The organism is Streptomyces sp. NPDC058637 (assembly GCF_042717325.1).
GTDB lineage: Bacteria > Actinomycetota > Actinomycetes > Streptomycetales > Streptomycetaceae > Streptomyces.
Genome location: NZ_JBHXRD010000005.1, coordinates 44,234 through 68,536, shown reverse-complemented (window position 1 = coordinate 68,536; position 24,303 = coordinate 44,234). Strand labels below are relative to the sequence as shown.

The window sequence follows — 24,303 nt, the reverse complement described above, 5'->3', positions numbered from 1 at the left end:
TCGATCACGGTTCACGCCCCGGCGTTGACGTTGGCGAAGACGACGGCGGCGATCGCCAGGACAAGGGTTCCGGCGAGCAGCGCGCCGAGGTAGGTCTGCACGTTGCCGGTCTGGGCGCGGCGGACCGCGGTGCCGAGTCCGCGGGCGAGGCTGCCCGAGCCGCGGACGTACGTGTCGACGACCTCACGGTCCAGGAAGCGGACGAGGCGGGCGGCGGCCTGGACGGGGCTGACGAAGAGCTTCGTGTACAGGGCGTCGAGGTGGAAGCCGGTGACCGCGTGGCGGTGGAGGGGGCCGAGGAGGAGACGGCCGGGGTCTGACGGGTCGGGGGCGTCCGCGATGGTGCCGTACGCGGCGGTGTGTGACGTCATCGCCTCGACTTCGACGAGGGCGGGTTCGGCGTCGGGGTGGGCGGCGACCGCGCCGACCGGGGGGCGGTCGGCGATTGCCGTGGTGTGGCGCCAGGCCCCGTAGGTGACGAGTCCGCCGACGAGGCACACGCCGGTGGAGAGGACCGCGGTCGTCAGGGTCGGGGTGAGGCTGTGTCCGTCGAACCAGTCGGTGATGACTCCGGCGGTGAGGCCGAAGGCGATCGTGGGGACGGCGAGGACCCAGAGGACGGAGGTCATCGCGACGGGCTGCTTGCCGTGGTCGGGTGCCTCCGGGCCACGCCCGCGGAACGCGAGGAGCCAGAGGCGGGTGGCGTAGGCGGCGGTGAGGACCGCGGCGAGGAGCCCGGCGACGAGGATCGTCCAGCCGGCGGCGGCCGGGGCGATGTCGCGGTCGCCGAGGGCGGTGTGCTCGGCGGCCACGAGGACGGCTTCCTTGGAGAAGAAGCCGGCGAACGGGGGGATCGCGGCGAGTGCCAGGAGGGCGACGGTCATCGTCCAGTAGGCGTCGGGGATCCGCTTGGTGAGGCCGCCCATGCGGGACATGGCGGCGAGTGAGTTGGTTCCCGCGGCGTGGATGACGACGCCGGCCGCCAGGAAGAGCACGGCCTTGAACGCGCCGTGGGAGATGAGGTGGAAGACGGCGGCCCCGCGGTCGCCGACGGCCAGGGCGCCGGACATGTAGCCGAGCTGGCCGATGGTCGAGTACGCGAGGACGCGTTTGATGTCGTCCTGGGCGAGTGCGGCGAGTCCGGAGCCGATCATCGTGACGGCCGCCATCACGGCGAGGACGACGAGGGCCGCACCGGAGGCGGCGAACACGGGGAGGAGCCGGGCCACGAAGTAGATACCGGCGGCGACCATCGTCGCTGCGTGGATGAGCGCGGAGACGGGGGTCGGGCCGGCCATCGCGTCGGGCAGCCAGGTGTGCAGGGGGAACTGCGCGGATTTTCCGGCGACGCCCGCGAGGAGCAGCAGGGCGATGAGGGTGGGGTGGTCGAGTCCGCCGTTCGTGACGGCGGCCAGGATGCCGGTGATGCGGAATGTGCCGGTGTCGGCGGCGAGGGCGAACAGTCCGATGAGGAAGGGGACGTCGCCGAGCTTGGTGACGAGGAACGCCTTGAGAGAGGCGGCGCGGGCCTCGGGCGTCTCCCAGTAGTGGCCGACGAGGAAGTACGAGCAGATGCCCATGATCTCCCAGCCGACCAGGAGCACCATCAGGTCGCCGGAGTAGACGACGAGCAGCATCGCGGAGGTGAAGAGGGAGACGAGGGCCGCGTACGAGGTGTACCGGGTGTCGTCGCGCAGGTAGGCCGTCGAGTAGATCTGCACGCAGGTGGCGACGAGTCCGACGAGGACGGCCACGAGGACGGCGAAGCCGTCGAGGTGCAGGGCGAGGTCGATGGGGACCGAGCCGGTGGGGGTGAGCTGGGTCGCGGCGTCGATGGCCGGGCCGCCGCCCTGGCGTACCGCGACGACGACGGCGATGACGGCTGCGGCGAGGGTGGGCAGGACGGCGAGGGGGCGGGCGAAGCCGGGGGCGGTCCTGCCGAGGAGGAGTCCGGCCGCCGCGCCCAGAAAGGGGAGGAGGGGGACGAGGACGGCGAGGGTCGTGGTGGTCACGCGGTGGCCTCTGCCTTCTTTGCCTTCCCTGCCGGAGCAGTGGCCTGGTCTGCGGTGCCGTGAGCGGTGTCCTCGTCGCCGGTTTCCTCGTCGCCGGGGAGCGTTTCGGCCTCGTCGGTCTCCGCGGTGTCGCGGAGGCGGTCGATGGCCGAGCTGCCCCGGTTGCGGTAGACGGCGAGGACGATCGCGAGGCCGATGCCGATCTCGGCTGCGGCGATGGCGATGGTGAAGAGGGTGAGCGCCTGGCCGGAGTGGAGTGCGTCGCGGAGCCAGACGTCGAAGGCGACCAGGTTGAGGTTGACGGCGTTGAGCATCAGCTCGACGGACATCAGGACGAGGATCGCGTTGCGGCGGGCGAGTACGCCGTACAGACCGGTGCAGAAGAGGAGGGCGGCGAGCACGGCGGGATAGGCGAGGTGCATCAGCTCTTGTCCTCTCGGTCCTTGCGGGACAGGACGATCGCGCCGACGAGGGCGGCGAGCAGCAGGACGGAGAGCGCCTCGAAGGGCAGCACCCAGTGCCGGAAGAGGAATGCGCCGGTGGCCTCGGTGGAGCCCTGGGCGGGGCCGTCCAGGTCGATCCAGGTCGTGCGGAAGGCGTCCACGACGACCCAGACGAGGGCGGCCGCCGAGGCGCCGGCCACGCCGAGGGCGATCCATCGGTTCTCCGAGTCGGCGTCCGGGGAACGGCCGATGGGCGCTCGGGTGAGCATCAGCCCGAAGAGGAGGAGCACGACGATGGAACCGACGTAGATCAGGACCTGTACCCAGGCGATGAACTCGGCCGTGAGCAGGAGGTACTCGACGGCCAGACCGCCGAGCGCGACGACGAGCCAGAGGGCCGCGTGCACCAGCTGCCTGGTCGTGACGGTGATGACCGCCGCGCCGAGGGTGGCGACACCGACGAGGAGGAAGGCGATCTCGACGCCGGTCGGGGAGAGGAAGCCGGGGTGGCCGACGACTGCCAGGGTCATGCCTGCCCTCCCTGTTCCGTGTCGCCTTCGGAGGCCTGCTCGGCGTTCCGTTCCGCTGCCTGTTCGGCTTCCTGGGCTGCCTGGAGCTTCTCCGCCGTCTTGCGGGCGGCCGCGATCTCCTTCGGCTCCTCGGCTCCCGGGTCGAGCGCCGGCGGCTCGGGCACGGTCCACATCCATTCGCGGAGCTTGTCGCGCTCATGGGTGAGCTCGTGGATGTCCGTCTCGGCGTACTCGAACTCCGGCGACCAGAACAGTGCGTCGAAGGGGCACACCTCGATGCAGATACCGCAGTACATGCAGAGGGCGAAGTCGATCGCGAAGCGGTCCAGGACGTTGCGGCTGCGCTCGCGGCCACCGGGGGCGGCCGCGGGCACCGTCTCCTTGTGGGAGTCGATGTAGATGCACCAGTCAGGGCACTCACGGGCGCAGAGCATGCACACCGTGCAGTTCTCCTCGAACAGCCCGATGACGCCGCGGGTCCTGGGCGGCAGTTCGGGCTGGACGTCCGGGTACTGAGCCGTGACGGTGCGCTTCGTCATGGTCCGCAGGGTGACGGCGAGACCCTTGGCCAGGCCTGCGCCGGGGATCGGAGGCACTAGTTGATCGCCACCTTCACGATGCCGGTGAGCGCGATCTGCGCGAGGGCGAGGGGGATGAGCGTGGTCCAGGCGAGCTTCTGCAGCTGGTCCTCGCGCAGTCGGGGATAGGTGACGCGGAGCCAGATGACGACGAAGGCGAGGATGCCCGTCTTGAGCAGGGTCCAGACCCAGCCGAGCCCGTCGGCGCCGAGCGGGCCGTGCCAGCCGCCGAGGAAGAGGACGGTGGTCAGCGCGCACAGGACGACGATCCCGGCGTACTCGGCGAGCAGGAACAGGGCGAACCGGAGGCCCGTGTACTCGGTGTACGCGCCGAAGATGATCTCCGAGTCGGCGACCGGCATGTCGAAGGGCGGGCGCTGGAGTTCGGCGAGCCCTGCCACGAAGAAGACGAGGGCGCCGACGATCTGCCAGGGCAGCCACCACCACTCGAAGGCGTTGAGGATGCCGGGGAGCGAGACGGTACCGGCCGCCATGGCCACCGAGGCGGCGGCGAGCAGCATCGGAAGCTCGTACGCGAGCAGTTGCGCGGCGGTACGGAGGCCGCCGAGCAGGGAGAACTTGTTGGCCGAGGCCCAGCCCGCCATCAGGGAGCCGAGCACTCCGACGCCCATGACGGCGAGGACGAAGAAGATGCCCGCGTCGACGACCTGACCGACCGCGCCCTCGCCGGGGCCGATCGGGATGGCGACGATCACGAGGAGGTACGGGAGGAGGGCGACGGCGGGGGCCAGCTGGAAGATACGGCGGTCCGCGCCCGCCGGGACGACGTCTTCCTTCTGTACGAACTTCACCCCGTCCGCGACGAGCTGGGCCCAGCCGTGGAACCCGCCCGCGTACATGGGGCCGAGGCGGCCCTGCATGTGAGCCATCACTTTGTGCTCGGCCTGCCCCACGATCAGCGGGACGACCATGAACACGGCAAAGACGATGAGGAGCCGGAGGGCGACGTCGAGTACGTCGTTCACGCGGTATCGCCTCCGGCGGGACGGTCGGTTCGGGGCGCGGGGCCTGGCCCGGCGTCGGGGTCGGGGTCGGGGTCGGGGTCGGGCGCAGGGTCCGGCGCGGCGTCGGCGGCGTACGCGGCATCGGGGGCTGGCCCGGTGTCGGCGCGGCGCTCGGGCTCGGAATCAGGCCGCCTGTCGCCGCCGGGCCCGGGCGCGGCTTCAGACGTCGGCGCGGCATCTGGCGTGGTGTCGGCGGCGTCCTGGGGCTGCGGTGTCGGTGCGGACTCGGGCTCGCTCCCGGCTTCCGCCTGCCGTTCTTCGGGCTCCGCCTGCCGTTCTTCGGGCTCGGCGGCTCGGTCCTCGCTCGGCGAGGCAGGCTTCGCGGACGCCGGCTCCTCGGGCCGTGACACCGACTCCGTTTCGGCGGATCCCGCCTGATGTTCGGCGGGCCCCGCCTCGGGTTCGGTGGACTCCGGCTCCTGCTCCGTGGGCCCGGACCTCGGCTCGCTGGCCTCGGGCTGCGGCTCGGACGCGGGGCCGGGTTCCGGGGCGGGCGTTGCGGAGTCGTCGGCCGGAGTCCCCGAGTCCGGAGTGCCGGACCCCCGGGTGCCGGAATCCGACGCCGGGGCGCCGTCGAAAGCGGGGCGGGCGTGGTGCCAGGGTGCGTCCGTGCTGCGGACCGCGCGAGGCTGCCGGGAGCCCGTGGACCCGGTGCCGGCCGACCCGGTGTCAGCCGGTGCCCCGGTGGCGGGTGCCTCGGCCTGCCGGGACGGTGCGGGGTCGGACGGGGCGGGCTTCGACGCCGGGTCCGTGGTCTGGGAGGCCGAGCCCTGGGACGCGCTGCGTGTGCGGCGCGCCGGCGGCGTGGCCGCCGCGTCCGTACCCGTACCCGCCCCAGTAGCCGCGTCCGCCGCTGCGTCCCCCGCGGGCCGCTGTGCCGCCGAGCCCTCGGTCACGCTGCGGGCCCGGCGTACCGGCCGGTCGCCCGCCGCGCGGGCTGCCCTGGCGGGGCGGGCCTGGGCGGGCGGGAGCTGGCCCTTGAGCGGGCCCCACTCGTTCGGGTCGGGCACGCCCGGCGGCAGCATCGTGCGCCGCTTGGGCCCACCGTGCTCGGACTCGCCCGGTTCCTTCGCGCCCGGCCAGGCCTTGGCGACCCGGGCCGCCAGGACGAAGTCCTTCCGCAGTGGGTGGCCTTCGAAGCCCTCGGGCAGCAGCAGCGGGACCAGGTGCGGGTGGTCCTCGAAGCCGATGCCGAACATTTCGTGCGTCTCGCGCTCGTGCCATTCCGCGCCCGCGTACACGCCGATGGCGCTGGGCAGGGTGGCGGCCTCGTGCGGCACGGTCGTGCGGACGAGCAGGCGCCGGACCGTACCGTCGCCCAGCGCCGCGACATGGGCGCAGACGCGGAAGGCGGTGCCCTCGTCGACCGCGCTCAGCCAGTCGAAGTAGGTGCAGCCCAGTGCGTCACGGGCCGTTTCGAGGGCGTCGGTCCAGGCGGCGGCGGGGACGTCGACGGTGAGCAGGTCGTACGCGTACGTGGCGGTGGCGTCCGCGCCGAAGATGTCGGTGACCGCGTCCGGCAGCCGGTCATAGGTGTCCGCGGCAGTCATTTCGGCTCCTCCCCCGGCGTCTGCGGGGCGGCGACGAGACCGCTGCGCAGGGCGGCGGCCGAGGGCCGGGCCGCGCCCCCGGTGGCGTACCGGTCGGCGAGCGACTCGCGGGCGATCTTCTCCTGGAGCTTGAGGATGCCCTGGAGCAGCGCCTCGGGCCGGGGCGGGCAGCCGGGTACGTACACGTCGACGGGGATGATCTGGTCGACGCCCTTCGTCACCGAGTACGAGTCCCAGTACGGGCCGCCGCAGTTGGAGCAGGCGCCGAAGGAGATGACGTACTTGGGTTCGGGCATCTGCTCGTACAGCCGCTTCACGGCCGGGGCCATCTTGTCCGTCACCGTGCCGGACACGATCATGAGGTCGGCCTGCCGGGGGCCGGGCGCGAAGGGGATCACACCGAGCCGGATGAAGTCGTGGCGCGCCATGGAGGCGGCGATGAACTCGATGGCGCAGCAGGCGAGTCCGAAGTTGAAGACCCAGAGGCTGTAGCGGCGGCCCCAGTTGAGGACCACCTTCATCGGTTCGGGCGCGAGCCGGGACAGCACGCCGAGCCTCTGCGGCTCGGGCAGCGTCGTCGGGTCGGGCAGCGAAACGGGGGGTTCGGGGTTCGGCCGGCTCGTCACGCCCATTCGAGGACGCCCTTCTTCCATGCGTAGAGCAGTCCCACGGCCAGGAAGCCGAGGAAGATGAACATCTCCACCAGCGTCGTCGCACCGTATCCGGGCGCCGCGAACACCGTCGCCCACGGGAACAGGAAGATCGAGTCGACGGCGAAGATCACGTACAGGAAGGCGTACACGTAATAGCGGACCTGGGTGTGGGCCCAGCCCTCCCCCACGGGGTCCACGCCGCACTCGTACGTGAGGAGTTTCTCCGGCGTCGGGACCACGGGCCTGAGCAGTCGGCCGGCCCCGAAGGCGACGGCGACGAACAGCACGCCGACCACGGCGAGCAGTCCGACGACTGAGTAGCTCTGGAAGTAGTCCGACGCGAGAACGGTCGGTCCCGGCACGTCCGCCACGTCCGCCCCTCGCTCCCTCAGCCTGTTCGACGGTCTGTACGCACGGGAGTCTAGGCCCTGTTAAAGGGAGGGTAAGCAGCCGCGTCACACATCTGGTGGGGTTATCCCTACTTCGCCCCCACCCACGAACCCCATGGCGTGGGCGCCCCCGGCCCGGCAGGCTTGCGGTATGACCATGAGCCCCGCCATGCCGGACAACGACCTCCCCCCACGCGCCCGCTTCGCTTTCGACGGGTGGACGTGGAAGGAGATCGCCTATCTCCTGGCCAACCTGCCGATGGCGATCGCCGGATTCGTCTACGCCGTGTTCCTCGTCGGTGTGGGTGTGGGGCTCTCGGTCACCGTGGTCGGACTGCCGCTGCTCGCCCTCGGGCTGCAGGGTGCCCGGGGACTGGGCCGGGCCGAGCGGGGCCGGGCGCGGGGCATGCTCGGGGTGCGGATCGACGAGCCGAGTCCGATGTCGCTCAGCCGCCGGGACGCGGGCTTCTTCGCCTGGCTGTGGTCGGCGCTGAAGGACCCGGTGGCATGGCGGGCGTTGCTGTATTCGTTCATGCGGCTGCCGTGGGGCGTGGTGACGTTCGCCGTGACGCTGGTGAGTCTGTTCGTGCTCTGGCCGGTGCTGCCGTTCATCGCGCGGGGGCTGACGAACGCGGACCGTGCGATGGCGCGCGGGCTGCTGTCGCCCTCGGACGAACTGGAACGCAGGATCGCGGAGCTGGAGTCGGACCGGGGGGTGGTCGTGGACACGGCCGCCGCCGACCTGCGCCGCATCGAACGCGACCTCCACGACGGCGCCCAGGCTCGCCTCGTCGCCCTCGCCATGGGCCTCGGCCTGGCGAAGGAGAAACTCACCGACGACCCCGAAGCCGCCGCCCGCATGGTCGACGAGGCCCACGGAGAGGTCAAGGTCGCCCTCCAGGAACTCCGCGACCTCGCCCGGGGCATCCACCCCGCCGTCCTCACCGACCGAGGACTCGACGCCGCACTCTCCGCCATCGCCTCCCGCTGCACCGTCCCCGTCAACGTGTCCGTCGACCTGCCCGGACGGCCGGCGGAGGCGATCGAGGGCATCGCGTACTTCACCGTCTCGGAACTCCTCCAGAACGTCAGCAAGCACAGCCGTGCCCGGTCGGCCTCGGTCGAGGTATGGCGCTCGGGGGACCGGCTGCTGATCCAGGTCCAGGACGACGGGGCCGGCGGTGCGCGGCTGGACGGCGGTACGGGCATGGCGGGACTGGCGGAGCGGCTGGGGGCGGTCGACGGGCTGTTCGTCCTGGACTCCCCGGAGGGCGGGCCCACCGTGGTCACCGCGGAACTGCCCTGGCGGGACCGTACGGACGTCGCGGTGAAGCCCGCCTGACCGCGGGCCACGTACGGCACCGGAGGCCCCCGCGGGTCCCCACAGATCCCGCGGGCCCCGCGATCCGGGCATGCCCCGGAGACCCCCCGCGTGCCCGGGCGGCCCCAGGGGTGGGGAAAACCCCCGGCCGGATACGGAGACCGCCCTCATGGTGCGGCGCCGCCCGGCACAGCAGTCTTGAGCTATCAGCCGAAGTACAGGCCCGCGGGGAGTTCCCGCTCGGAAGAAACGGACGGACGCCACTCATGGCCACGGCATACGGACCGGACACGCGGGACCATCACAGGACCGGTGCCGGATCGGGCGACCCTTCGCCGGCACCCCGGACGAAGCACCTCCTCCCGGCGGCGCTCCGCGCGCCCGTCGAGGCACGGACCTGGCGCGAGCTGGGTTATCTGCTCCTGAGCCTGCCGATCAGCGTGGTGCTGTTCAGCTTCGCGGTGACGATGACGTCGCTGGGGCTGGGCATGCTCATCACCTTCCTCGGCATTCCGATACTCGCCGCCGGACTCGTCATGTGCCGCGGGTTCGGCGTGCTGGAGCGGGGCCGTGCGCGCGGGCTGCTGAAGCTCGACGTACCGGATCCGGAGCCGTTGCGGGGGAAGACGGGCGGCCTGATGTCCTGGGTCGGGGCCGTGCTGAAGAGCGGGGCGTCCTGGCGTCATCTGCTGTACGCGCTGCTGCACTTCCCGTGGGCCGTGTTCGCCTTCTGCGTCGCGCTGACGTTCTGGTCGTACGGATGGGCGGCGTTCACCTACCCGCTGTGGCACTGGGTCTTCCCGGTGTACGCGGGGATCGACGGCATCCAGCTGTACGGGGACCGTACGCACCAGGTCTACCTCGACTCGCCCTTCGAGCTGGCCGTGACCTGCGCCGCCGGTCTGGGGATCGTCCTGGTCACGCCGTGGATCATCCGTGGGCTGGCGTCCGTCGACCGGCTGATGGTCGCCGGTCTGCTGGGTCCCTCCCGGCTGGCGACCCGGGTCTCCGAGCTGGAGTCGGACCGGGGGGTGGTCGTGGACACGGCCGCCGCCGACCTGCGCCGCATCGAACGCGACCTCCATGACGGCGCCCAGGCCCGCCTCGTCGCCCTCGCCATGGATCTGGGCCTGGCGAAGGAGAAACTCACCGACGACCCCGAAGCCGCCGCCCGCATGGTCGACGAGGCCCACGGAGAGGTCAAGGTCGCCCTCCAGGAACTCCGCGACCTCGCCCGGGGCATCCACCCCGCCGTCCTCACCGACCGAGGACTCGACGCCGCACTCTCCGCCATCGCCTCCCGCTGCACCGTCCCCGTCAACGTGTCCGTCGACCTCGGTTCGAGGCCCGCACAGGCCATCGAGGGCATCGCCTACTTCACCGTCTCGGAACTCCTCCAGAACGTCAGCAAGCACGCCCGGGCCACCCGCGCCTCGGTCGACGTGTGGCGTACCGCGGACCGGCTGATGCTCCAGGTGACCGACAACGGGCTCGGCGGGGCGGACGTCTCGTCGGGCAGCGGCCTGGCCGGGCTGACCGAGCGCCTGGACGCGGTTGACGGTCTCCTCCTCGTCGACTCCCCCGCGGGCGGTCCGACGACGGTCACCGCCGAACTGCCCTGGCGGGGCTGAACCGCCCGGCCGGCACCCACGGGCCACCGGCCCCGCACCCACAGGCCACCGACAGCAGCGCCCCGGACGCCCTCATGGCTCCGGGGCGCTGCCGAGCGCCTGGGGTGCACCGGCGCGCGCAACCACCGGCGCGGGCGGACCGGCGGACCGGCGGGCAGGCGGGCAGGCGGGCAGGTCCGCGGTACAGCCCATCCGGGCGCCGGATCCTGGGATGCTGGACGGCGTAGGGGCGGCGCGTACAGCGGCGTACACGAGCAACACACCGACAGTGGGGGACAACAGCGTCGTGGAGGACAGAGTGCGGGTCGTCATCGCCGAGGATTCGGTACTGCTCCGGGAGGGACTCACCCGGTTGCTGACCGACTTCGGGCACGACGTCGTGGCGGGGGTCGGGGACGCCGAGGCGCTGATCAGGACGGTGGGCGACCTCGCGGCGCAGGACGCGCTGCCCGACGTGGTGGTCGCCGATGTGCGGATGCCGCCGACCCACACCGACGAGGGGGTGCGGGCCGCGGTGCGGTTGCGGAAGGACTACCCGGACATCGGGGTGCTGGTGCTGTCGCAGTACGTCGAGGAGCAGTACGCCACCGAGCTGCTGGCCGGCAGCAGCTCGGGTGTGGGCTACCTGCTCAAGGACCGGGTCGCCGAGGTCAGGGAGTTCGTGAACGCCGTCGTGCGGGTGGCGCGGGGCGGCACGGCACTGGACCCCGAGGTCGTGGCGCAGCTGCTGGGCCGCAGCCGCAAGCAGGACGTGCTGGCGGGGCTCACGCCGCGCGAGCGTGAGGTCCTCGGTCTGATGGCGGAGGGCCGCACGAATTCGGCCGTGGCCAGACAGCTGGTGGTCAGCGACGGAGCGGTGGAAAAACACGTCAGCAACATCTTCCAGAAACTGGGACTTTCCCCCAGTGACGGGGATCACCGGCGTGTTCTGGCTGTTCTCACCTATCTCAACTCGTGAAAGTCGGATGATCTAGCGGCAGTACAGCGAAAACCCAGGCCTACAACGAAAGTATGAGCACCGAGGGGTGTTCGTCCGACGGCTTGGGGGTCCGTGACCATGGCAAAGCGTGACGAACCGATGTCTCGAAAACGCGTCCACCATATGATCGGTCCAAGGAAGGCGACCCTTACAGAAGTAGGGTGGGGCCTGGACCGCCGGCGGGCCGGCCGGTCCCGAGCCGCCGCCCCGAGGGAGGTCCAGTTCAGTGACCAGCCAGGTCAGTAGCCCAGCCGGAAAGACCGACGAGCCCAGCGAGGCTGTCGTCGGGGAGCAACGCGCTGCCCAGTCCGATCGAACGGGTACCACTGAGAAGGAAATCCGCCGTCTGGACCGGGTGATCATCCGTTTCGCGGGTGACTCCGGCGACGGCATGCAGCTGACGGGTGACCGGTTCACGTCGGAGACGGCGTCGTTCGGGAACGACCTGTCGACCCTGCCGAACTTCCCGGCCGAGATCCGGGCACCTGCCGGAACCCTGCCGGGCGTTTCGTCGTTCCAGCTGCATTTCGCGGACCACGACATCCTGACGCCGGGCGACGCGCCGAATGTGCTGGTCGCGATGAATCCCGCCGCGCTGAAGGCCAATATCGAGGATGTTCCGCGCGGGGCCGACATCATCGTGAACACCGACGAGTTCACGAAGCGTCCGATGGCGAAAGTCGGATATGAGACGTCACCCCTGGAGGACGGGTCTCTCGAGGCCTACAATCTGCATCCCGTTCCGTTGACGACGTTGACGATCGAGGCTTTGAAGGAGTTCGGTCTCTCCCGTAAGGAGGCCGAGCGGTCGAAGAATATGTTCGCGCTCGGCCTGTTGTCCTGGATGTACAACCGGCCGACCGAGGGTACGGAGAAGTTTCTTCGGTCCAAGTTCGCCAAGAAGCCGGTCATCGCCGAGGCGAATGTGGCGGCTTTCCGGGCGGGCTGGAATTTCGGGGAGACGACGGAGGACTTCGCGGTCTCCTACGAGGTCGCTCCCGCGACGCAGGCGTTCCCGACGGGTACGTACCGCAACATCTCCGGGAATCTCGCATTGTCGTACGGGCTGATCGCGGCCGGCCAGCAGGCGGATCTCCCCCTTTACCTGGGTTCGTATCCGATCACTCCGGCGTCCGACATCCTGCACGAACTGTCCCGGCACAAGAACTTCGGTGTGCGGACGTTCCAGGCGGAGGACGAGATCGCGGGGATCGGGGCCGCGCTGGGCGCCGCGTTCGGGGGTTCCCTCGCGGTGACGACGACGTCGGGGCCGGGGGTGGCGCTGAAGTCGGAGACGATCGGCCTCGCCGTCTCCCTGGAGCTGCCGCTGCTGATCATCGACATCCAGCGGGGCGGCCCCTCCACGGGTCTGCCCACCAAGACCGAGCAGGCCGATCTGCTTCAGGCCATGTTCGGCCGCAACGGTGAGGCGCCGGTTCCGATCGTCGCGCCGAGGACTCCGGCGGACTGCTTCGACGCGGCCCTGGACGCGGCCCGTATCGCGCTGACGTACCGGACCCCGGTGTTCCTGCTGTCGGACGGGTACCTGGCGAACGGTTCGGAGCCGTGGCGGATCCCGGAGGCGGACAGCCTGCCCGACCTGCGGACGCGGTTCGCGACCGGGCCGAATCATGAACTCGCCGACGGCACCGAGGTGTTCTGGCCGTACAAGCGCGACCCGGAGACCCTGGCCCGCCCCTGGGCCGTACCGGGCACGCCCGGCCTGGAGCACCGGATCGGTGGGATCGAGAAGCAGGACGGCACGGGGAACATCTCCTACGACCCGGCGAACCACGACTTCATGGTCCGCACCCGGCAGGCCAAGATCGACGGCATCACGGTGCCCGACATCGAGGTCGACGACCCGGCCGGCGCGAGGACGCTCGTGCTGGGCTGGGGTTCGACGTACGGGCCGATCACCGCGGCCGTCCGCCGGCTGCGGGCGTCCGGCGAGACGATCGCGCAGGCGCACCTGCGCCATCTCAACCCGTTCCCGAAGAACCTCGGCGAGGTGCTGGGGGGTTACGACAAGGTCGTCGTCCCGGAGATGAACCTCGGGCAGCTCGCCACCCTGCTGAGGGCGAGGTACCTCGTCGACGTGCAGAGCTACAACCAGGTCAACGGAATGCCCTTCAAGGCCGAGCAGCTCGCCACAGTCCTCAAGGAGGCCATTGATGCCTGACACCAACGAACTCCTCCACCTGGTCCCCAGGGCCGAGGGCAAGCAGTCCATGAAGGACTTCAAGTCCGACCAGGAGGTGCGCTGGTGCCCGGGTTGCGGTGACTACGCGGTCCTCGCGGCGGTGCAGGGCTTCATGCCCGAGCTGGGGCTGGCCAAGGAGAACATCGCGTTCGTCTCCGGCATCGGCTGCTCGTCCCGTTTCCCGTACTACATGAACACCTACGGGATGCACTCGATCCACGGGCGCGCCCCCTCCATCGCGACCGGTCTCGCCACCTCGCGGCGCGACCTGAGCGTGTGGGTCGTCACCGGGGACGGTGACGCGCTCTCCATCGGCGGGAACCACCTGATCCACGCCCTGCGCCGCAACGTGAACCTCAAGATCCTCCTCTTCAACAACAGGATCTACGGTCTGACGAAGGGCCAGTACAGCCCCACGTCGGAGCTCGGGAAGATCACCAAGTCGACCCCGATGGGTTCACTCGACGCCCCCTTCAACCCGGTCTCCCTGGCGCTCGGCGCGGAGGCGTCCTTCGTGGCCCGCACGGTGGACTCCGACCGCAAGCACCTCACCGGGGTGCTGCGGGCCGCCGCGGACCATCCGGGTACGGCGCTGGTCGAGATCTACCAGAACTGCAACATCTTCAACGACGGTGCCTTCGAGGCCCTCAAGGACAAGGACAGGGCGGAGGAGGCGGTCATCCGCCTGGAACACGGCCAGCCCATCCGCTTCGGGGCCGAGGGGTCCAAGGGTGTCGTCCGCGACCCGGTCACGGGCGATCTGAACGTCGTCGCGGTGACCGAGGAGAACCAGTCCCGGATCCTCGTCCACGACGCGCACAACCCGAGCCCGACCACGGCCTTCGCCCTGTCCCGCCTGGCCGACCCCGACACACTGCACCACACCCCCATCGGGGTTCTGCGCAGTGTGGAGCGTCCGGTCTACGACACCCTGATGTCCGACCAGCTCGACTCCGCCATCGAGCAGCACGGCAAGGGTGATCTGAGCACCCTCCTCGCCGGCAACGACACCTGGACCGTCGTCGGCTGACCCGCACACACCCGGGCACGCGAGAGTCCGGGGCACGTCGACAGAGGCCCGGAGCCGACCCGAACGGTCAGCTCCGGGCCTCGTCGTACGCCTCGCGGGCCGCCTGCACGGCGTCCACGCGCCGCTCGGTCCAGCGGGCCAGCCCCCAGACCTGGTCGGCGGCCTCCTTGCCGAGCGGGGTGAGCGAGTAGTCCACCCGGGGCGGGATGACGGGCTTCGCGTCGCGGTGCACGAAGCCGTCGCGCTCCAGGGTCTGCAGGGTCTGGGCCAGCATCTTCTCGCTGACCCCGCCGACCTCGCGGCGCAGCTCGCTGAAGCGGTACGAGCGCTCCAGCAGCGCGGCCAGCACGAGGACGCCCCATCGGCTGGTGACGTGTTCCAGCACCAGCCGGGAGGGGCACATCGGCTGGTTCACACTCGCGGTCCGCTCCACACTTACGCTCATACCAGTACCTTACTTCAAAGTGGGTACTTTCGTTTGGTTAGTGCCCTCTTTACAGTGAGTGGAGAGAGTCCGTACGAGGATCAGCGCACCCAGAAGGAGAACCCCATGAGCATCGTTGTCACCGGAGCCACCGGCGAGCTCGGCAGTCTCGTCGTCGAGCGGCTGCTCGCCACGGTCCCGGCGGACCGGATCGCCGCGGTCGTCCGGAACGAGGAGAAGGCCGCCGGCCTCGCCGCCCGGGGTGTCGGGATCCGCGTCGCCGACTACGACAGCCCCCGGACCCTCTCCGAGGCCTTCCGGGCAGGCGACCGCGTCCTGCTGGTGTCGGGCAGCGAGGTCGGCAGGCGGGTGCCGCAGCACACCGCCGTGATCGAGGCGGCCAGGACCGCCGGAGTCGCGCAGCTCGCCTACACGGGCGTACTGGGCGGCCCGGACGCGGACTTCCAGCTGGCCGCCGAGCACAAGGTGACCGAGCAGCTGATCCTGGACTCCGGGCTCCCCCACACCTTCCTGCGCAACGGCTGGTACACCGAGAACTACACGGCGAACCTGGCCCCCGTCCTGGAGCACGGGACCGTCGTCGCGAACGCGGGCGAGGGGCGTGTCGCCTCCGCCACCCGGGCCGACTACGCGGCGGCCGCCGCCGCCGTACTGACCGGCGAGGGCCACCTCGGCGCGGCGTACGAGCTGAGCGGTGACGTCGCCTGGTCCCTGACCGAGTACGCCGCCACGGTCTCCGCCGCGACCGGCAAGGAGATCACGTACAGCGACGTCCCGGCCGCCGCGCACCGGGAGATCCTCGTAGGAGCGGGCCTGCCCGAGGGCTTCGCCTCGATCCTGGTCGACGTCGACGAGGCGATCAGGCGCGGGCTGCTCGCGGGCACGAGCGGCGACCTGGCCCGGCTGATCGGCCGGCCGACGACGCCGCTGGCCGAGACGGTGGCCGCCGCGGTGGCCACGGCGTGACGCGGGACCACCCCTGCCACGATCGCTTGTCACGACCGTTTCCGTGAGACGGCTATGACACGGGCCCTTTCCGGCGCTACCGTCGTGCGGTCGGCCGATCGCCGACGCGGGAGTGCCGGGAGGGCCCGTGAAGGGAAAGAACGAGCAGCGGGCTGGCCTGCTGTACGGGATGGGCGCGTACGGGATGTGGGGTCTGGTGCCCCTCTTCTGGCCGCTGCTGAAGCCGTCCGGAGCGGTGGAGATCCTCGCGCACCGGATGGTCTGGTCACTGGGCGTCGTCGGGATCGCCCTGCTGCTCCTGCGCCGCTGGGCCTGGGTGCGCGAGCTGGCGGGGCAGCCGCGGAAGCTCGGCCTGATCGCGATCGCCGCGACCGTCATATCGGTCAACTGGTGTCTCTACATCTGGGCCGTCAACAACGGCCACGTGGTCGAGGCCTCACTCGGCTACTTCATCAATCCGCTGGTCACCATCGCCATGGGCGTCCTGCTGCTCGGCGAGCGCCTGCGGCCCGTGCAGTGGGCCGCGGTGGCGACCGGTTTCGCCGCGGTGCTCGTGCTGGCGATCGGCTACGGGCAGCCGCCGTGGGTCTCGCTGGTGCTGGCGTTCTCGTTCGCGACGTACGGCCTGGTGAAGAAGAAGGTCAACATGGGCGGCCTGGAGTCCCTGGCCGCCGAGACCGCCGTCCTGTTCCTGCCCGCGCTCGGCTTCCTGCTGTGGCTAGGGGCGAGCGGCCACGCGACGTTCCTGGCCGGGGGTGCGGGGCACGGGGTCCTGCTCGCCTCGACGGGCCTCGTCACCGCCGTCCCGCTCGTCTGCTTCGGCGCGGCGGCGATCCGGGTCCCGTTGTCCGTCCTGGGCCTGCTGCAGTACCTCGCGCCGGTCTTCCAGTTCGGGCTCGGCATCCTGTACTTCCACGAGGCCATGCCGCCCGAGCGCTGGGCCGGCTTCGCCCTGGTCTGGGTGGCGCTGATGATGCTGACCTGGGACGCGCTGCGGACGGCCCGGCGTACACGGGCCGAGGCACTGCGCCTCGCGGCGCCGGCGGCGGAGGCCGGGGCACCGGTGTGCACGGGTTCCGCTTCGGAGACCGGCCCGGCGACCACGGAGCGGACCCCGGCTCCCTGACCGGGATCCGCTACGCCTGGCACGTCAGCTCCGGGCCCCCGCGGCGGCCCGGAGCTCCCCGGCGGTATCCGGAGCAGCGGCACCACCGGAGCCCCCGGCCTTCTGCCGGTCCGTCCGCAGCCCCGACGCGGTGATCAGCGCACCGAGCACCACCATCACCACGGGCACCACCAGCGCCGTCCGGAAGGCCGCCTGCGTGGCCTCGGCCGAACCGTCCGTCCCTGCCGCGACGGCCCCGTACACCGCTGTCACGGCCGAGATCCCGACCGCCGAGCCGAACTGCGTCGAGGTGTGCAGCAGCCCGCCCGCGAGCCCCTGTTCGGCGTCGGGCACCCCGTCGGTCGCGGCGATCGACAGCGGGCCGTACGCCAGCGCGAAGGCCGCGCCGGTGAGGAACAGGGCCGGGAACATGACGAGGTAGGGCTGGTCGAGGCCGATCGGCAGGAACAGTCCGTACGAGGCGATGGCGAGGACGAAACCGCCGAGGATCACGCGTGCGTTGCCGTAGCGGTTGACCAGCCGCGGGGTGAGCGTGGGGGCCAGGACCGCGTCGACACCCATCACCACCAGGGCGAGCGCGGTCTGCAGCGAGGACCAGCCGCGCAGTTCCTGGAGGTACAGGGTCAGCACGAACTGGAAGCCGAAGAACGATCCCACGAAGAGCAGTGCCCCGAGGTCGGCGCGGATCATGGACGCCCTGCGCAGCAGCGCGAGCCGTACGAGGGGGGAGGACGTCCGCCGTTCGATCACGACGAATAGCGTGACCAGGAGCAGTCCGGCGGCGAACGCCCCCGCCGACCACCCCCAGCCGTCCGCCCCGTGCTCCAGGCGCACGATCGCGTAGGCGAGGAGCAGCATCGCGCCGGCCGCCGCGCCGGCACCCGGCAGGTCGAAGCCGCCGGTGCGCTCCGGCCTGCGCTCGACGGGGACGGTACGGACGGCCGCGAGCAGGAGGCCCGCGGCGAGCAGTACCGGCGCGAAGAACACCCAGCGCCAGCCGAGCTGGGTGAGCAGCCCGCCGATGACGAGTCCGAGCGAGAAGCCTCCCGCCGCGGTGCCCGCGAAGATCAGGAGTGCCTTGTTGCGCTGAGGGCCCTCCTCGTACGAGGTGGTGATCAGCGACATCGCGGCGGGGGTCATGAACGCGGCGGCCACACCGGTGACGAAGCGGGCCACGATCAGCATCCAGCCCTCGGTGGCGAATCCGCCGAGGCCGGAGAAGAGCAGGAACACGGTGAGCCAGGTGAGGAACATCCGGCGTCGGCCGAGGAGGTCGGCGGCCCGGCCGCCGAGCAGTGTGAAACCGGCGTAGCCGAGTACGTAGGCGCTCATCACCCAGGACGCGGCGCCCGTGGAGAGGCCCAGGTCGACCCTGATGGACGGGACGGCCACGGCGAGCATGGCGACGTCGATGCCCTCCAGGAAGATCGTGCCGCACAGGACGAGCAGCAGGGCCCAGGCCCGGGCGGGGAGTGCGGGAGCGGTGGGTACGGCGGCAGACACAGGTGTCCCCTTGTCGTGGTCGGAACCGTCGGAACGGGCGAGTGGCGGAGCGGGCCGGATCGGCCCGGAGCCGTAACGGTTACGAACAGGAGGGTCGGTTCCCTCTTGTAACCACTGGCATCGTGCGCCACCATCACGTGTCATGGAAGAAGGCACTTCGAAGTCACCGAGTCACCTCGAAGGCACCGTGATCGCCGGGACCCCGCCCTGCGAGGCGCCGGCCGGGGATCCGGACCCCTTCCAGTGGGACACCCGCGAGGGCTGCGAGGTCCGGCAGATCCTCGACCGGGTCGCCGACAAGTGGTCTTTGCTGGTGATCGCGCTGCTCGACCGCCGCAAGCTCCGCTTCACCCAGCTGAAGCGGGAGATCGACGGCGTCAGCCAGCGGATGCTGACCGTCACCCTGCGCCAGCTGGAGCGCGACGGGCTGGTCGAGCGGACGGTCCACGCGGTCGTGCCGCCACGGGTGGAGTACGAGCTCACACCGCTCGGCGGGACGCTGCACACCACCATCCGCTCCCTGGTCACCTGGACCGAGGAGCACCAGGGCGAGATCGCGGCAGCCCGCGCCGGCTACGACGCGCGCGCCTCCCAGGAGAACCACTGAGGGCTCCACGGTCCACGTCGTCCCAGGCGGGCCAGGGACGACGTGGACCGAGCCTGGACCGGCCTGACCGGGTGGGTGTGGCATGCATGGTGGACGGCACACGCAAAGGCTGATTGAGTGCCCGGATGGGGACGGTTCTGGGGGACATGAGGCACGTTCAGTGGCATGAGCTGCGCCATGCCCATGGTTCCGCGTCCCAGGTCCCCGGCATGCTGTCGCGGATCGCCTGGGGCGACAGCGAGTCCGCCGAGGACGCGCTGAGCGACCTGGAGCGGTGGATAGGCGCCATGGCGGTGTTCGACTCGACGGTCGCCACGGTGCCGTTCCTGTGGGAGCTCGCAGCCGTGGAGACGGTGAAGGACCGCATCGGCGTGCTCGGCCTGCTGCGCACGATCCTCGCCCACGGGCACGCGCACGAGCCCGAGTGGACACGGGGCGCCCATCAGGCTGTCGTGGCGGGCCGGGGGACGGCCCTGCGGCTGGCCGGGGACGGCGACCCGGCGGTGCGCCGGACGGCCAAGGAGCTGCTGGCGGCCCTCGACACCCACACCTGCGGGACCTGTCCGCCCGGATAGGGCACGCCCGGCCACGGGAGTCGGCCCCGTTTCCGGCGCGCCCGTTGCCACCGGAGCCGTAGGACCGCTATGAACGGTCCCCATGACCCTGCACTGGAAGCTCGTCATCGACGCCGCCGACCCGCACGCCCAGGCCGACTTCTGGGCCGAGGCCCTCGGCTACCTGGTCGAGGACAACAGCCCCCTGATCGAGGAACTGCTCGGCGTCGGCGCCGCACCCGAGTCCGCCACGGTCGAGCCCCACGGCCGCCGCGCCTGGCGCGACCTCGCGGCCGTGCGGCATCCGGACGATCCCTACGACGAGAAGAGCGGGGCGGGCCTCGGACGGCGGCTGCTCTTCCAGCGCGTGCCGGAGCCGAAGACGGTGAAGAACCGCCTCCACGTGGACGTGCACGCGGCCCCCGGACAGCGCGACACGGAGGTGGCCCGGCTGGTGGGGCTGGGCGCGGGCGTGGTGCGCTCCGTCGACGGACCCGGCGGGTCGTGGCACGTCCTGCTGGACCCGGAGGGCAACGAATTCTGCGTCCAGTGACGGGGCTGACCGTCCGCGCAGGTCAGCGGCGTACGGCCGGAAGCCGTTCTCCCTAGGCTTGCCCCATGCCGACGCCACCCGCATATTCCCTCGTCGCCACGGACCTCGACGGGACCCTGCTGCGTCCCGACGACACCGTGAGCCCCCGCTCCCGTGCCGCCCTCGCCCGCGCCGAGTCCGCCGGCGCGCGGCATCTCATCGTCACGGGGCGGGCGGTGCCCGGCATACGGGCGCTGCTCACGGACCTCGGCTACACGGGCCCCGTGGTCTGCGGCCAGGGCGCCCAGGTGTACGACGCCGGGTCGGCCCGCATGCTGAGCTCGGTGACGCTCGACCGCGAGCTGGCCGACACCGCGCTCGGCAAGATCGAGGCGGAGGTCGGCCAGGTGTTCGCGGCGGTCGACCAGGACGGGGCCGAGGGCCGGACGCTGATCGAGCCGGGCTACCGGATGCCGCACCCCTCGCTCCCCGCACAGCGGACCGGCCGCCGTGACGAGCTGTGGGCGGCGCCGATCATCAAGGTCCTGGTGCGCCACCCGCGGCTGACGGACGACGAGCTGGCCGCCGCCGCGCGCGGGGCCGTGGGCGAGCTGGCGTCCGTCACCATGGCGGGCCCCGGCACGGTCGAGCTGGCGCCGCACGGCGTGGACAAGGGCACCGGACTCGCCCTGGCCGCCGAGCTGCTCGGCTTCGCCCCGGCGGACACGCTGGCGTTCGGCGACATGCCCAACGATCTGCCGATGTTCCGGCGTTCGGGCCACCGGGTGGCGATGGCCAACGCCCATGCCGAGCTGCGGGCGGCGGCGGACGAGATCACACTGTCGAACCAGGACGACGGCGTCGCGGTGGTACTGGAGCGACTGTTCGACCAGTAATCCCCTACCGCCGATTACCTGCGTGTGCACATAATGCAGACGCAGGTAATTGACGTACGCAGCAAACTGAGGAGATCACATCATGGCCACGCGCAGTTTCCTCTTCGTGCTCGGCAGCAGCCGCGCCGACGGCAACACCGAGACGCTCGCCCGGCTCGCCGCCGAACAGCTGCCGGCCGGGTACGAACAGCGATGGCTGGATCTGCGGGACATACCACTGCCCGACTTCGAGGACCTGCGGCACGGGGACGGTGGCCACTCGACCCCCACCGGGCATGCCGCGACCCTGCTGGAGGCGACGCTCGGCGCGACCGACGTCGTCATCGCCTCGCCGCTGTACTGGTACGCGGTGTCCACCTCCACCAAGCGCTACCTGGACCACTGGTCGGGCTGGCTGGAGGTGCCCGGCATCGGCTTCGAGGGGCGGATGGCCGGGAAGACGCTGTGGGGCGTCACGGCTCTCGCGGACCGCGATCCGGAGGTGGCCGAACCCCTCGCCGGGACCCTGCGCAACTCCGCGCGGTATCTGGGGATGCGGTGGGGCGGGGTACTGCTGGGCAACGGCACCAAGCCCGGAGACGTCCTGTCCGACACCGGAGCGGTGTCCCGGGCCAAGACCTTCTTCAGCTGATCCCGTCGCGGGGGGCCGGCGGCCCCGCGGCCCCGGCTCCCAGCGACCGCAGGACGTGGTCCACGAGGGAGGCGACCGTCTCCTCGTCCTGGGCCGGCTTGCGCAGCACATGGCGGTAGTAGACGGGCCCGTAGAGCATCTCCACCGCCAGCGGGAGATCGGCGGCGGCCGGAATCTGCCCCTGCTCCTGGGCGGCGCGCAGCCGCGCCACCGCGCGCTCGACGCGCGGGCGGACGAGCTGGTCCCTGACGGCCGCCGCGAGGTCGTCGTCGTGGTGCATCTCGGAGAGGATCCCGGCATAGGCGGGGCCGTAGGGTGCCGTGGACATCAGCCGCACCGCCCCGTTGATGTGGGTGCGCAGGTCGGCCGCGATGTCGCCGGTGTCCCCGAACGGAGTGGCTCCGACGAGCGCCTCCGTGAAGGCCTCCAGGAGCACCGCCCCTTTCGACGGCCACCAGCGGTAGATCGTCTTCTTGCTCACACCGGCGCGCGCCGCGATGGCCTCGACGGTGACCCGGCCGTACCCCTTCTCCGTACACAGCTCCAGGGCGGCGTCCAGCGTGGCCCGTCGTGATCGCTCGCTGCGGCGCAGAGTACTCGGCGATGTGATCATTCGGTGAGCATAGGGGGATTCCGGCCACGGCTTGTTGACAGCCCGTCGCCATAAGTCGAACAATGACCAGGCAGAAACGGAACGTACCGTGTCGTGACGTTCCGTGCTGTACACCGTTCGTGCCGTTCGTGCCGCGACGAGCCGATCGGGGGACGGCTCGACCGGCCGACGGCACGGACGGTCCCTGACGAGCCGGCCCGCACGGATCAGACCGTGATGTCCTTCGCCGTGAACCGCGCCCAGGCCGCCGAGCCGAACACCGCCGCGTACACCGCCTGCAGACCGAGGTTCTTGACCATCTCGTCCCGGTAGACGGGCTCGCGCAGCAGGTCCGTGAAGGACAGCCAGTAGTGCGGGAAGAGATACGGGTGGATCGCTTCCAGCTGCGGCATCGTGTCCAGGATCTGCACGGTGATCAGCACGCCCACGGTGGCTGCCATCGCCGCGATCCCGCTGTCGGTGAGTGTGGAGACGAACAGCCCCAGCGCCGCGAACCCGGTCAGGGAAGCCGCCACCACCACCGCGATCAGTCCGGCCCGCAGGAGTCCCTCCCCGAAGCCGATCCGGGTCCCCGAGATGGTGGTGACCTCGCCGACCGGGAAGAGCAGCGCCCCCACCGCGAGCGCCGAGACCGCCACGACGAGAGTCGCGACCAGGCAGAACACCAGCACGGACGCGTACTTCACGAGCAGCAGCCTGGTGCGGCCCGCCGGAGCGACCAGGAGGTAGCGCAGGGTGCCGCCACTCGCCTCACCGGCCACGGAGTCGCCCGCGACGACACCGACCGCCATCGGGAGGAAGACGGGAAGTGTCGCGGAGAGCGCGGCGAAGACCAGGAAGAGGCCGTTGTCGGTGATCTGGGCGAGGAAGGCGGGGCCGCCTCCGCCGCCGGGTCCGGCCGTCGAGCCGTCGCCCGTCTCGATCCGCACGGCGATCCCGACGAGCACGGGCACGGCGGCCAGCACCCCGAGCAGGGCCAGGGTGCGCCCCCGGCGGAGCGTGGTGGTCAGTTCGGAGCGGAGGATCCCGAGCGTCCACCGCGCACGGCGCGGTACGCGGGGTGCCGCCGCGACGACGGATTCAGCCTGCGACATCGAATCCCTCTCCGGTGAGTGCGACGAAGGCGTCCTCCAGCGAGGCCCGTTCGACGCCGAAGGCGCGTACGCGGACACCGCCGCGCACCAGGGCCGCGTTGAGGTCGGCCGGCTCCACCCCGCCCGGCGGCGCGTCGGCGCTCACCCGGTCCCCGTCTGTCAGGAGGCCGGTCGCGCCGTGCTCACCGAGGATGCGGGCGGCGGTGCCCGGGTCGGGTGTGGTGACGGCGAGCCGGCCGCGGGTGCCCGCCGCGAGGTCCGCGACCGGGCCCTGGGTGAGGAGCCGGCCGCGCGCCATCACCGCGGCGTGGGTGCAGACCTGTTCGATCTCGTCGAGCAGGTGGGAGGAGAGGAAGACGGTCGTCCCCTCGGCCGCGAGCTCCCGGATCAGGGAACGGATCTCGCGCATGCCCTGCGGGTCGAGGCCGTTGGTCGGCTCGTCCAGGACGAGCAGTCTGCGCGGCTGGAGGAGCGCGGCGGCGAGCCCGAGGCGCTGTTTCATCCCCAGCGAGTACGCCTTGGCCTTCTTGCCCGCCGCGGCGGCGAGGCCCACCCGCTCCAGGGCGCTGTCGACGCGTGCGCGGCGGGTGCGCGGGTCGGCCGCCGCGTCGGCCGAGTCGTAGCGCACGAGGTTGTCCCGGCCGGTCAGGAACCCGTAGGGGGCGGGGCCTTCGATCAGCGCGCCGACGTGCGGGAGGACCGTGCGGACGGCGGAGGGCATGGGGCCGCCGAGGACGCGTGCGGTGCCGGCCGTCGGGTCGATCAGGCCCAGGAGCATCCGGATGGTGGTGGTCTTGCCCGAACCGTTGGGGCCGAGGAAGCCGAAGACACTGCCTCCGGGGACGCTCAGGTCGAGCCCGTCGACGGCCAACTGGCCGCCGCGGTAGCGCTTGGTGAGGCCGCGGGTCTCGATCACGGCCGCGCCCGGTGCCCCGTCGGGCCCCGCCTTCCGGCTCCCGGCCACTGTGTCGGTCATGGGCACTCGTCCTCTC

General features: G+C 71.3%; 25 protein-coding genes. 12 read left to right on the top strand and 13 right to left on the bottom strand.

Annotated features, from left to right (window positions below):
- Nucleotides 1–11: 11 nt before the first annotated feature.
- From ACFWVP_RS06465 to ACFWVP_RS06430, 8 genes are read right to left on the bottom strand one after another with little or no spacing between them, the layout of a single operon-like run.
- The gene (locus tag ACFWVP_RS06465; RefSeq protein WP_384494104.1) at nucleotides 12–2,012 is read right to left on the bottom strand and encodes an NADH-quinone oxidoreductase subunit L; all 2,001 of its coding nucleotides are present in this window, start codon (nucleotides 2,010–2,012) and stop codon (nucleotides 12–14) included.
- The gene (gene nuoK / locus ACFWVP_RS06460) at nucleotides 2,009–2,434 is read right to left on the bottom strand and encodes an NADH-quinone oxidoreductase subunit NuoK (RefSeq protein ID WP_384494103.1); all 426 of its coding nucleotides are present in this window, start codon (nucleotides 2,432–2,434) and stop codon (nucleotides 2,009–2,011) included. The genes ACFWVP_RS06465 and nuoK overlap by 4 nt, the downstream gene beginning before the upstream one ends.
- Nucleotides 2,434–2,985, bottom strand: a complete 552-nt coding sequence (locus tag ACFWVP_RS06455) for an NADH-quinone oxidoreductase subunit J (protein ID WP_384494101.1) — start codon at nucleotides 2,983–2,985, stop codon at nucleotides 2,434–2,436. The genes nuoK and ACFWVP_RS06455 overlap by 1 nt, the downstream gene beginning before the upstream one ends.
- On the bottom strand, nucleotides 2,982–3,581 hold the full coding sequence (locus tag ACFWVP_RS06450; RefSeq protein ID WP_384494099.1) for a NuoI/complex I 23 kDa subunit family protein: 600 nt from the start codon (nucleotides 3,579–3,581) through the stop codon (nucleotides 2,982–2,984). The genes ACFWVP_RS06455 and ACFWVP_RS06450 overlap by 4 nt, the downstream gene beginning before the upstream one ends.
- A complete protein-coding gene (locus ACFWVP_RS06445) occupies nucleotides 3,581–4,549 on the bottom strand; it encodes an NADH-quinone oxidoreductase subunit H (RefSeq protein WP_384494097.1) in 969 nt (322 codons plus the stop codon). The genes ACFWVP_RS06450 and ACFWVP_RS06445 overlap by 1 nt, the downstream gene beginning before the upstream one ends.
- The gene (locus ACFWVP_RS06440; protein ID WP_384494095.1) at nucleotides 4,546–6,138 is read right to left on the bottom strand and encodes an NADH-quinone oxidoreductase subunit C; all 1,593 of its coding nucleotides are present in this window, start codon (nucleotides 6,136–6,138) and stop codon (nucleotides 4,546–4,548) included. The genes ACFWVP_RS06445 and ACFWVP_RS06440 overlap by 4 nt, the downstream gene beginning before the upstream one ends.
- A complete protein-coding gene (locus tag ACFWVP_RS06435; RefSeq protein WP_384494094.1) occupies nucleotides 6,135–6,770 on the bottom strand; it encodes an NADH-quinone oxidoreductase subunit B in 636 nt (211 codons plus the stop codon). Before ACFWVP_RS06435 ends, ACFWVP_RS06440 begins: the two co-directional genes overlap by 4 nt.
- Entirely contained in the window at nucleotides 6,761–7,162 is a 402-nt protein-coding gene (locus ACFWVP_RS06430; RefSeq protein ID WP_033297557.1) for an NADH-quinone oxidoreductase subunit A, read from the bottom strand. Before ACFWVP_RS06430 ends, ACFWVP_RS06435 begins: the two co-directional genes overlap by 10 nt.
- 169 nt (nucleotides 7,163–7,331) lie before the next feature.
- Between ACFWVP_RS06430 and ACFWVP_RS06425 the strand changes: the two genes are divergently transcribed.
- From ACFWVP_RS06425 to ACFWVP_RS06405, 5 genes are all read left to right on the top strand, one after another.
- Nucleotides 7,332–8,522 carry a sensor histidine kinase gene (locus ACFWVP_RS06425; protein ID WP_384494092.1) on the top strand — a complete coding sequence of 397 codons (1,191 nt, stop codon included), beginning with the start codon at nucleotides 7,332–7,334 and terminating at the stop codon, nucleotides 8,520–8,522.
- A 245-nt stretch (nucleotides 8,523–8,767) separates the two neighbouring features.
- Nucleotides 8,768–10,132, top strand: coding sequence for a sensor histidine kinase (locus ACFWVP_RS06420; protein WP_384494090.1), 1,365 nt, complete (start codon nucleotides 8,768–8,770; stop codon nucleotides 10,130–10,132).
- Between the two features lie 298 nt (nucleotides 10,133–10,430).
- Entirely contained in the window at nucleotides 10,431–11,090 is a 660-nt protein-coding gene (locus ACFWVP_RS06415) for a LuxR C-terminal-related transcriptional regulator (RefSeq protein WP_384494364.1), read from the top strand.
- Between the two features lie 247 nt (nucleotides 11,091–11,337).
- The gene (locus ACFWVP_RS06410; RefSeq protein WP_384494088.1) at nucleotides 11,338–13,293 is read left to right on the top strand and encodes a 2-oxoacid:acceptor oxidoreductase subunit alpha; all 1,956 of its coding nucleotides are present in this window, start codon (nucleotides 11,338–11,340) and stop codon (nucleotides 13,291–13,293) included.
- Nucleotides 13,286–14,344 (top strand): 2-oxoacid:ferredoxin oxidoreductase subunit beta, encoded by a 1,059-nt coding sequence (locus ACFWVP_RS06405; RefSeq protein WP_384494086.1) that lies wholly within the window; start codon nucleotides 13,286–13,288, stop codon nucleotides 14,342–14,344. Before ACFWVP_RS06410 ends, ACFWVP_RS06405 begins: the two co-directional genes overlap by 8 nt.
- A gap of 67 nt (nucleotides 14,345–14,411) precedes the next feature.
- Here ACFWVP_RS06405 and ACFWVP_RS06400 read toward each other — a convergent pair whose 3' ends face one another.
- Nucleotides 14,412–14,789: a winged helix-turn-helix transcriptional regulator gene (locus ACFWVP_RS06400; RefSeq protein ID WP_384494085.1), complete on the bottom strand. Its 378-nt coding sequence runs from the start codon at nucleotides 14,787–14,789 to the stop codon at nucleotides 14,412–14,414.
- A gap of 105 nt (nucleotides 14,790–14,894) precedes the next feature.
- On the opposite strand from ACFWVP_RS06400, the gene ACFWVP_RS06395 reads away from it, so the two are divergent.
- Both ACFWVP_RS06395 and rarD read left to right on the top strand, forming a co-directional pair.
- Nucleotides 14,895–15,755, top strand: coding sequence for an SDR family oxidoreductase (locus ACFWVP_RS06395; protein ID WP_384494083.1), 861 nt, complete (start codon nucleotides 14,895–14,897; stop codon nucleotides 15,753–15,755).
- 127 nt (nucleotides 15,756–15,882) lie between these two features.
- Complete coding sequence (rarD, locus tag ACFWVP_RS06390) at nucleotides 15,883–16,881, top strand: EamA family transporter RarD (RefSeq protein WP_384494081.1); 999 nt, start codon at nucleotides 15,883–15,885, stop codon at nucleotides 16,879–16,881.
- A gap of 24 nt (nucleotides 16,882–16,905) precedes the next feature.
- On the opposite strand, the gene ACFWVP_RS06385 is transcribed toward rarD, so the two are convergent.
- Nucleotides 16,906–18,384 carry an MFS transporter gene (locus ACFWVP_RS06385; protein ID WP_384494079.1) on the bottom strand — a complete coding sequence of 493 codons (1,479 nt, stop codon included), beginning with the start codon at nucleotides 18,382–18,384 and terminating at the stop codon, nucleotides 16,906–16,908.
- A 142-nt stretch (nucleotides 18,385–18,526) separates the two neighbouring features.
- Here ACFWVP_RS06385 and ACFWVP_RS06380 point away from each other — a divergent pair, with 142 nt between their 5' ends.
- The 5 genes from ACFWVP_RS06380 (at nucleotide 18,527) to ACFWVP_RS06360 (ending at nucleotide 21,604) form a co-directional block, all read left to right on the top strand.
- Nucleotides 18,527–18,991 (top strand): winged helix-turn-helix transcriptional regulator, encoded by a 465-nt coding sequence (locus tag ACFWVP_RS06380; protein ID WP_384494078.1) that lies wholly within the window; start codon nucleotides 18,527–18,529, stop codon nucleotides 18,989–18,991.
- Nucleotides 18,992–19,116: 125 nt separating this feature from the next.
- On the top strand, nucleotides 19,117–19,566 hold the full coding sequence (locus ACFWVP_RS06375) for a hypothetical protein (RefSeq protein WP_384494077.1): 450 nt from the start codon (nucleotides 19,117–19,119) through the stop codon (nucleotides 19,564–19,566).
- 82 nt (nucleotides 19,567–19,648) lie between these two features.
- Entirely contained in the window at nucleotides 19,649–20,098 is a 450-nt protein-coding gene (locus ACFWVP_RS06370) for a VOC family protein (RefSeq protein WP_384494075.1), read from the top strand.
- Between the two features lie 65 nt (nucleotides 20,099–20,163).
- Nucleotides 20,164–20,973: an HAD family hydrolase gene (locus tag ACFWVP_RS06365; RefSeq protein ID WP_384494074.1), complete on the top strand. Its 810-nt coding sequence runs from the start codon at nucleotides 20,164–20,166 to the stop codon at nucleotides 20,971–20,973.
- An 82-nt stretch (nucleotides 20,974–21,055) separates the two neighbouring features.
- Nucleotides 21,056–21,604 (top strand): flavodoxin family protein, encoded by a 549-nt coding sequence (locus ACFWVP_RS06360; RefSeq protein WP_384494072.1) that lies wholly within the window; start codon nucleotides 21,056–21,058, stop codon nucleotides 21,602–21,604.
- Here the strand turns inward: ACFWVP_RS06360 and ACFWVP_RS06355 are convergent.
- From ACFWVP_RS06355 to ACFWVP_RS06345, 3 genes are all read right to left on the bottom strand, one after another.
- Nucleotides 21,597–22,217, bottom strand: a complete 621-nt coding sequence (locus ACFWVP_RS06355; RefSeq protein WP_384494070.1) for a TetR/AcrR family transcriptional regulator — start codon at nucleotides 22,215–22,217, stop codon at nucleotides 21,597–21,599. The genes ACFWVP_RS06360 and ACFWVP_RS06355 overlap by 8 nt on opposite strands.
- A gap of 206 nt (nucleotides 22,218–22,423) precedes the next feature.
- Complete coding sequence (locus ACFWVP_RS06350; RefSeq protein ID WP_384494068.1) at nucleotides 22,424–23,311, bottom strand: ABC transporter permease; 888 nt, start codon at nucleotides 23,309–23,311, stop codon at nucleotides 22,424–22,426.
- Nucleotides 23,298–24,287 (bottom strand): ABC transporter ATP-binding protein, encoded by a 990-nt coding sequence (locus ACFWVP_RS06345; RefSeq protein ID WP_384494066.1) that lies wholly within the window; start codon nucleotides 24,285–24,287, stop codon nucleotides 23,298–23,300. Before ACFWVP_RS06345 ends, ACFWVP_RS06350 begins: the two co-directional genes overlap by 14 nt.
- Between the last annotated feature and the right edge of the window lie 16 nt (nucleotides 24,288–24,303).

Excerpts from the sequence above, each read along its gene's own strand:
- nuoK (WP_384494103.1), bottom strand. The coding sequence starts at position 2,434 with ATGCACCTCGCCTATCCCGCCGTGCTCGCCGCCCTCCTCTTCTGCACC.
- ACFWVP_RS06455 (WP_384494101.1), bottom strand. The coding sequence starts at position 2,985 with ATGACCCTGGCAGTCGTCGGCCACCCCGGCTTCCTCTCCCCGACCGGC.
- ACFWVP_RS06440 (WP_384494095.1), bottom strand. The coding sequence starts at position 6,138 with ATGACTGCCGCGGACACCTATGACCGGCTGCCGGACGCGGTCACCGAC.
- ACFWVP_RS06435 (WP_384494094.1), bottom strand. The coding sequence starts at position 6,770 with ATGGGCGTGACGAGCCGGCCGAACCCCGAACCCCCCGTTTCGCTGCCC.
- ACFWVP_RS06425 (WP_384494092.1), top strand. The coding sequence starts at position 7,332 with ATGACCATGAGCCCCGCCATGCCGGACAACGACCTCCCCCCACGCGCC.
- ACFWVP_RS06420 (WP_384494090.1), top strand. The coding sequence starts at position 8,768 with ATGGCCACGGCATACGGACCGGACACGCGGGACCATCACAGGACCGGT.
- ACFWVP_RS06405 (WP_384494086.1), top strand. The coding sequence starts at position 13,286 with ATGCCTGACACCAACGAACTCCTCCACCTGGTCCCCAGGGCCGAGGGC.
- ACFWVP_RS06400 (WP_384494085.1), bottom strand. The coding sequence starts at position 14,789 with ATGAGCGTAAGTGTGGAGCGGACCGCGAGTGTGAACCAGCCGATGTGC.
- ACFWVP_RS06395 (WP_384494083.1), top strand. The coding sequence starts at position 14,895 with ATGAGCATCGTTGTCACCGGAGCCACCGGCGAGCTCGGCAGTCTCGTC.
- ACFWVP_RS06380 (WP_384494078.1), top strand. The coding sequence starts at position 18,527 with ATGGAAGAAGGCACTTCGAAGTCACCGAGTCACCTCGAAGGCACCGTG.
- ACFWVP_RS06375 (WP_384494077.1), top strand. The coding sequence starts at position 19,117 with ATGGGGACGGTTCTGGGGGACATGAGGCACGTTCAGTGGCATGAGCTG.
- ACFWVP_RS06370 (WP_384494075.1), top strand. The coding sequence starts at position 19,649 with ATGACCCTGCACTGGAAGCTCGTCATCGACGCCGCCGACCCGCACGCC.
- ACFWVP_RS06365 (WP_384494074.1), top strand. The coding sequence starts at position 20,164 with ATGCCGACGCCACCCGCATATTCCCTCGTCGCCACGGACCTCGACGGG.
- ACFWVP_RS06360 (WP_384494072.1), top strand. The coding sequence starts at position 21,056 with ATGGCCACGCGCAGTTTCCTCTTCGTGCTCGGCAGCAGCCGCGCCGAC.
- ACFWVP_RS06355 (WP_384494070.1), bottom strand. The coding sequence starts at position 22,217 with ATGATCACATCGCCGAGTACTCTGCGCCGCAGCGAGCGATCACGACGG.
- ACFWVP_RS06350 (WP_384494068.1), bottom strand. The coding sequence starts at position 23,311 with ATGTCGCAGGCTGAATCCGTCGTCGCGGCGGCACCCCGCGTACCGCGC.
- ACFWVP_RS06345 (WP_384494066.1), bottom strand. The coding sequence starts at position 24,287 with ATGACCGACACAGTGGCCGGGAGCCGGAAGGCGGGGCCCGACGGGGCA.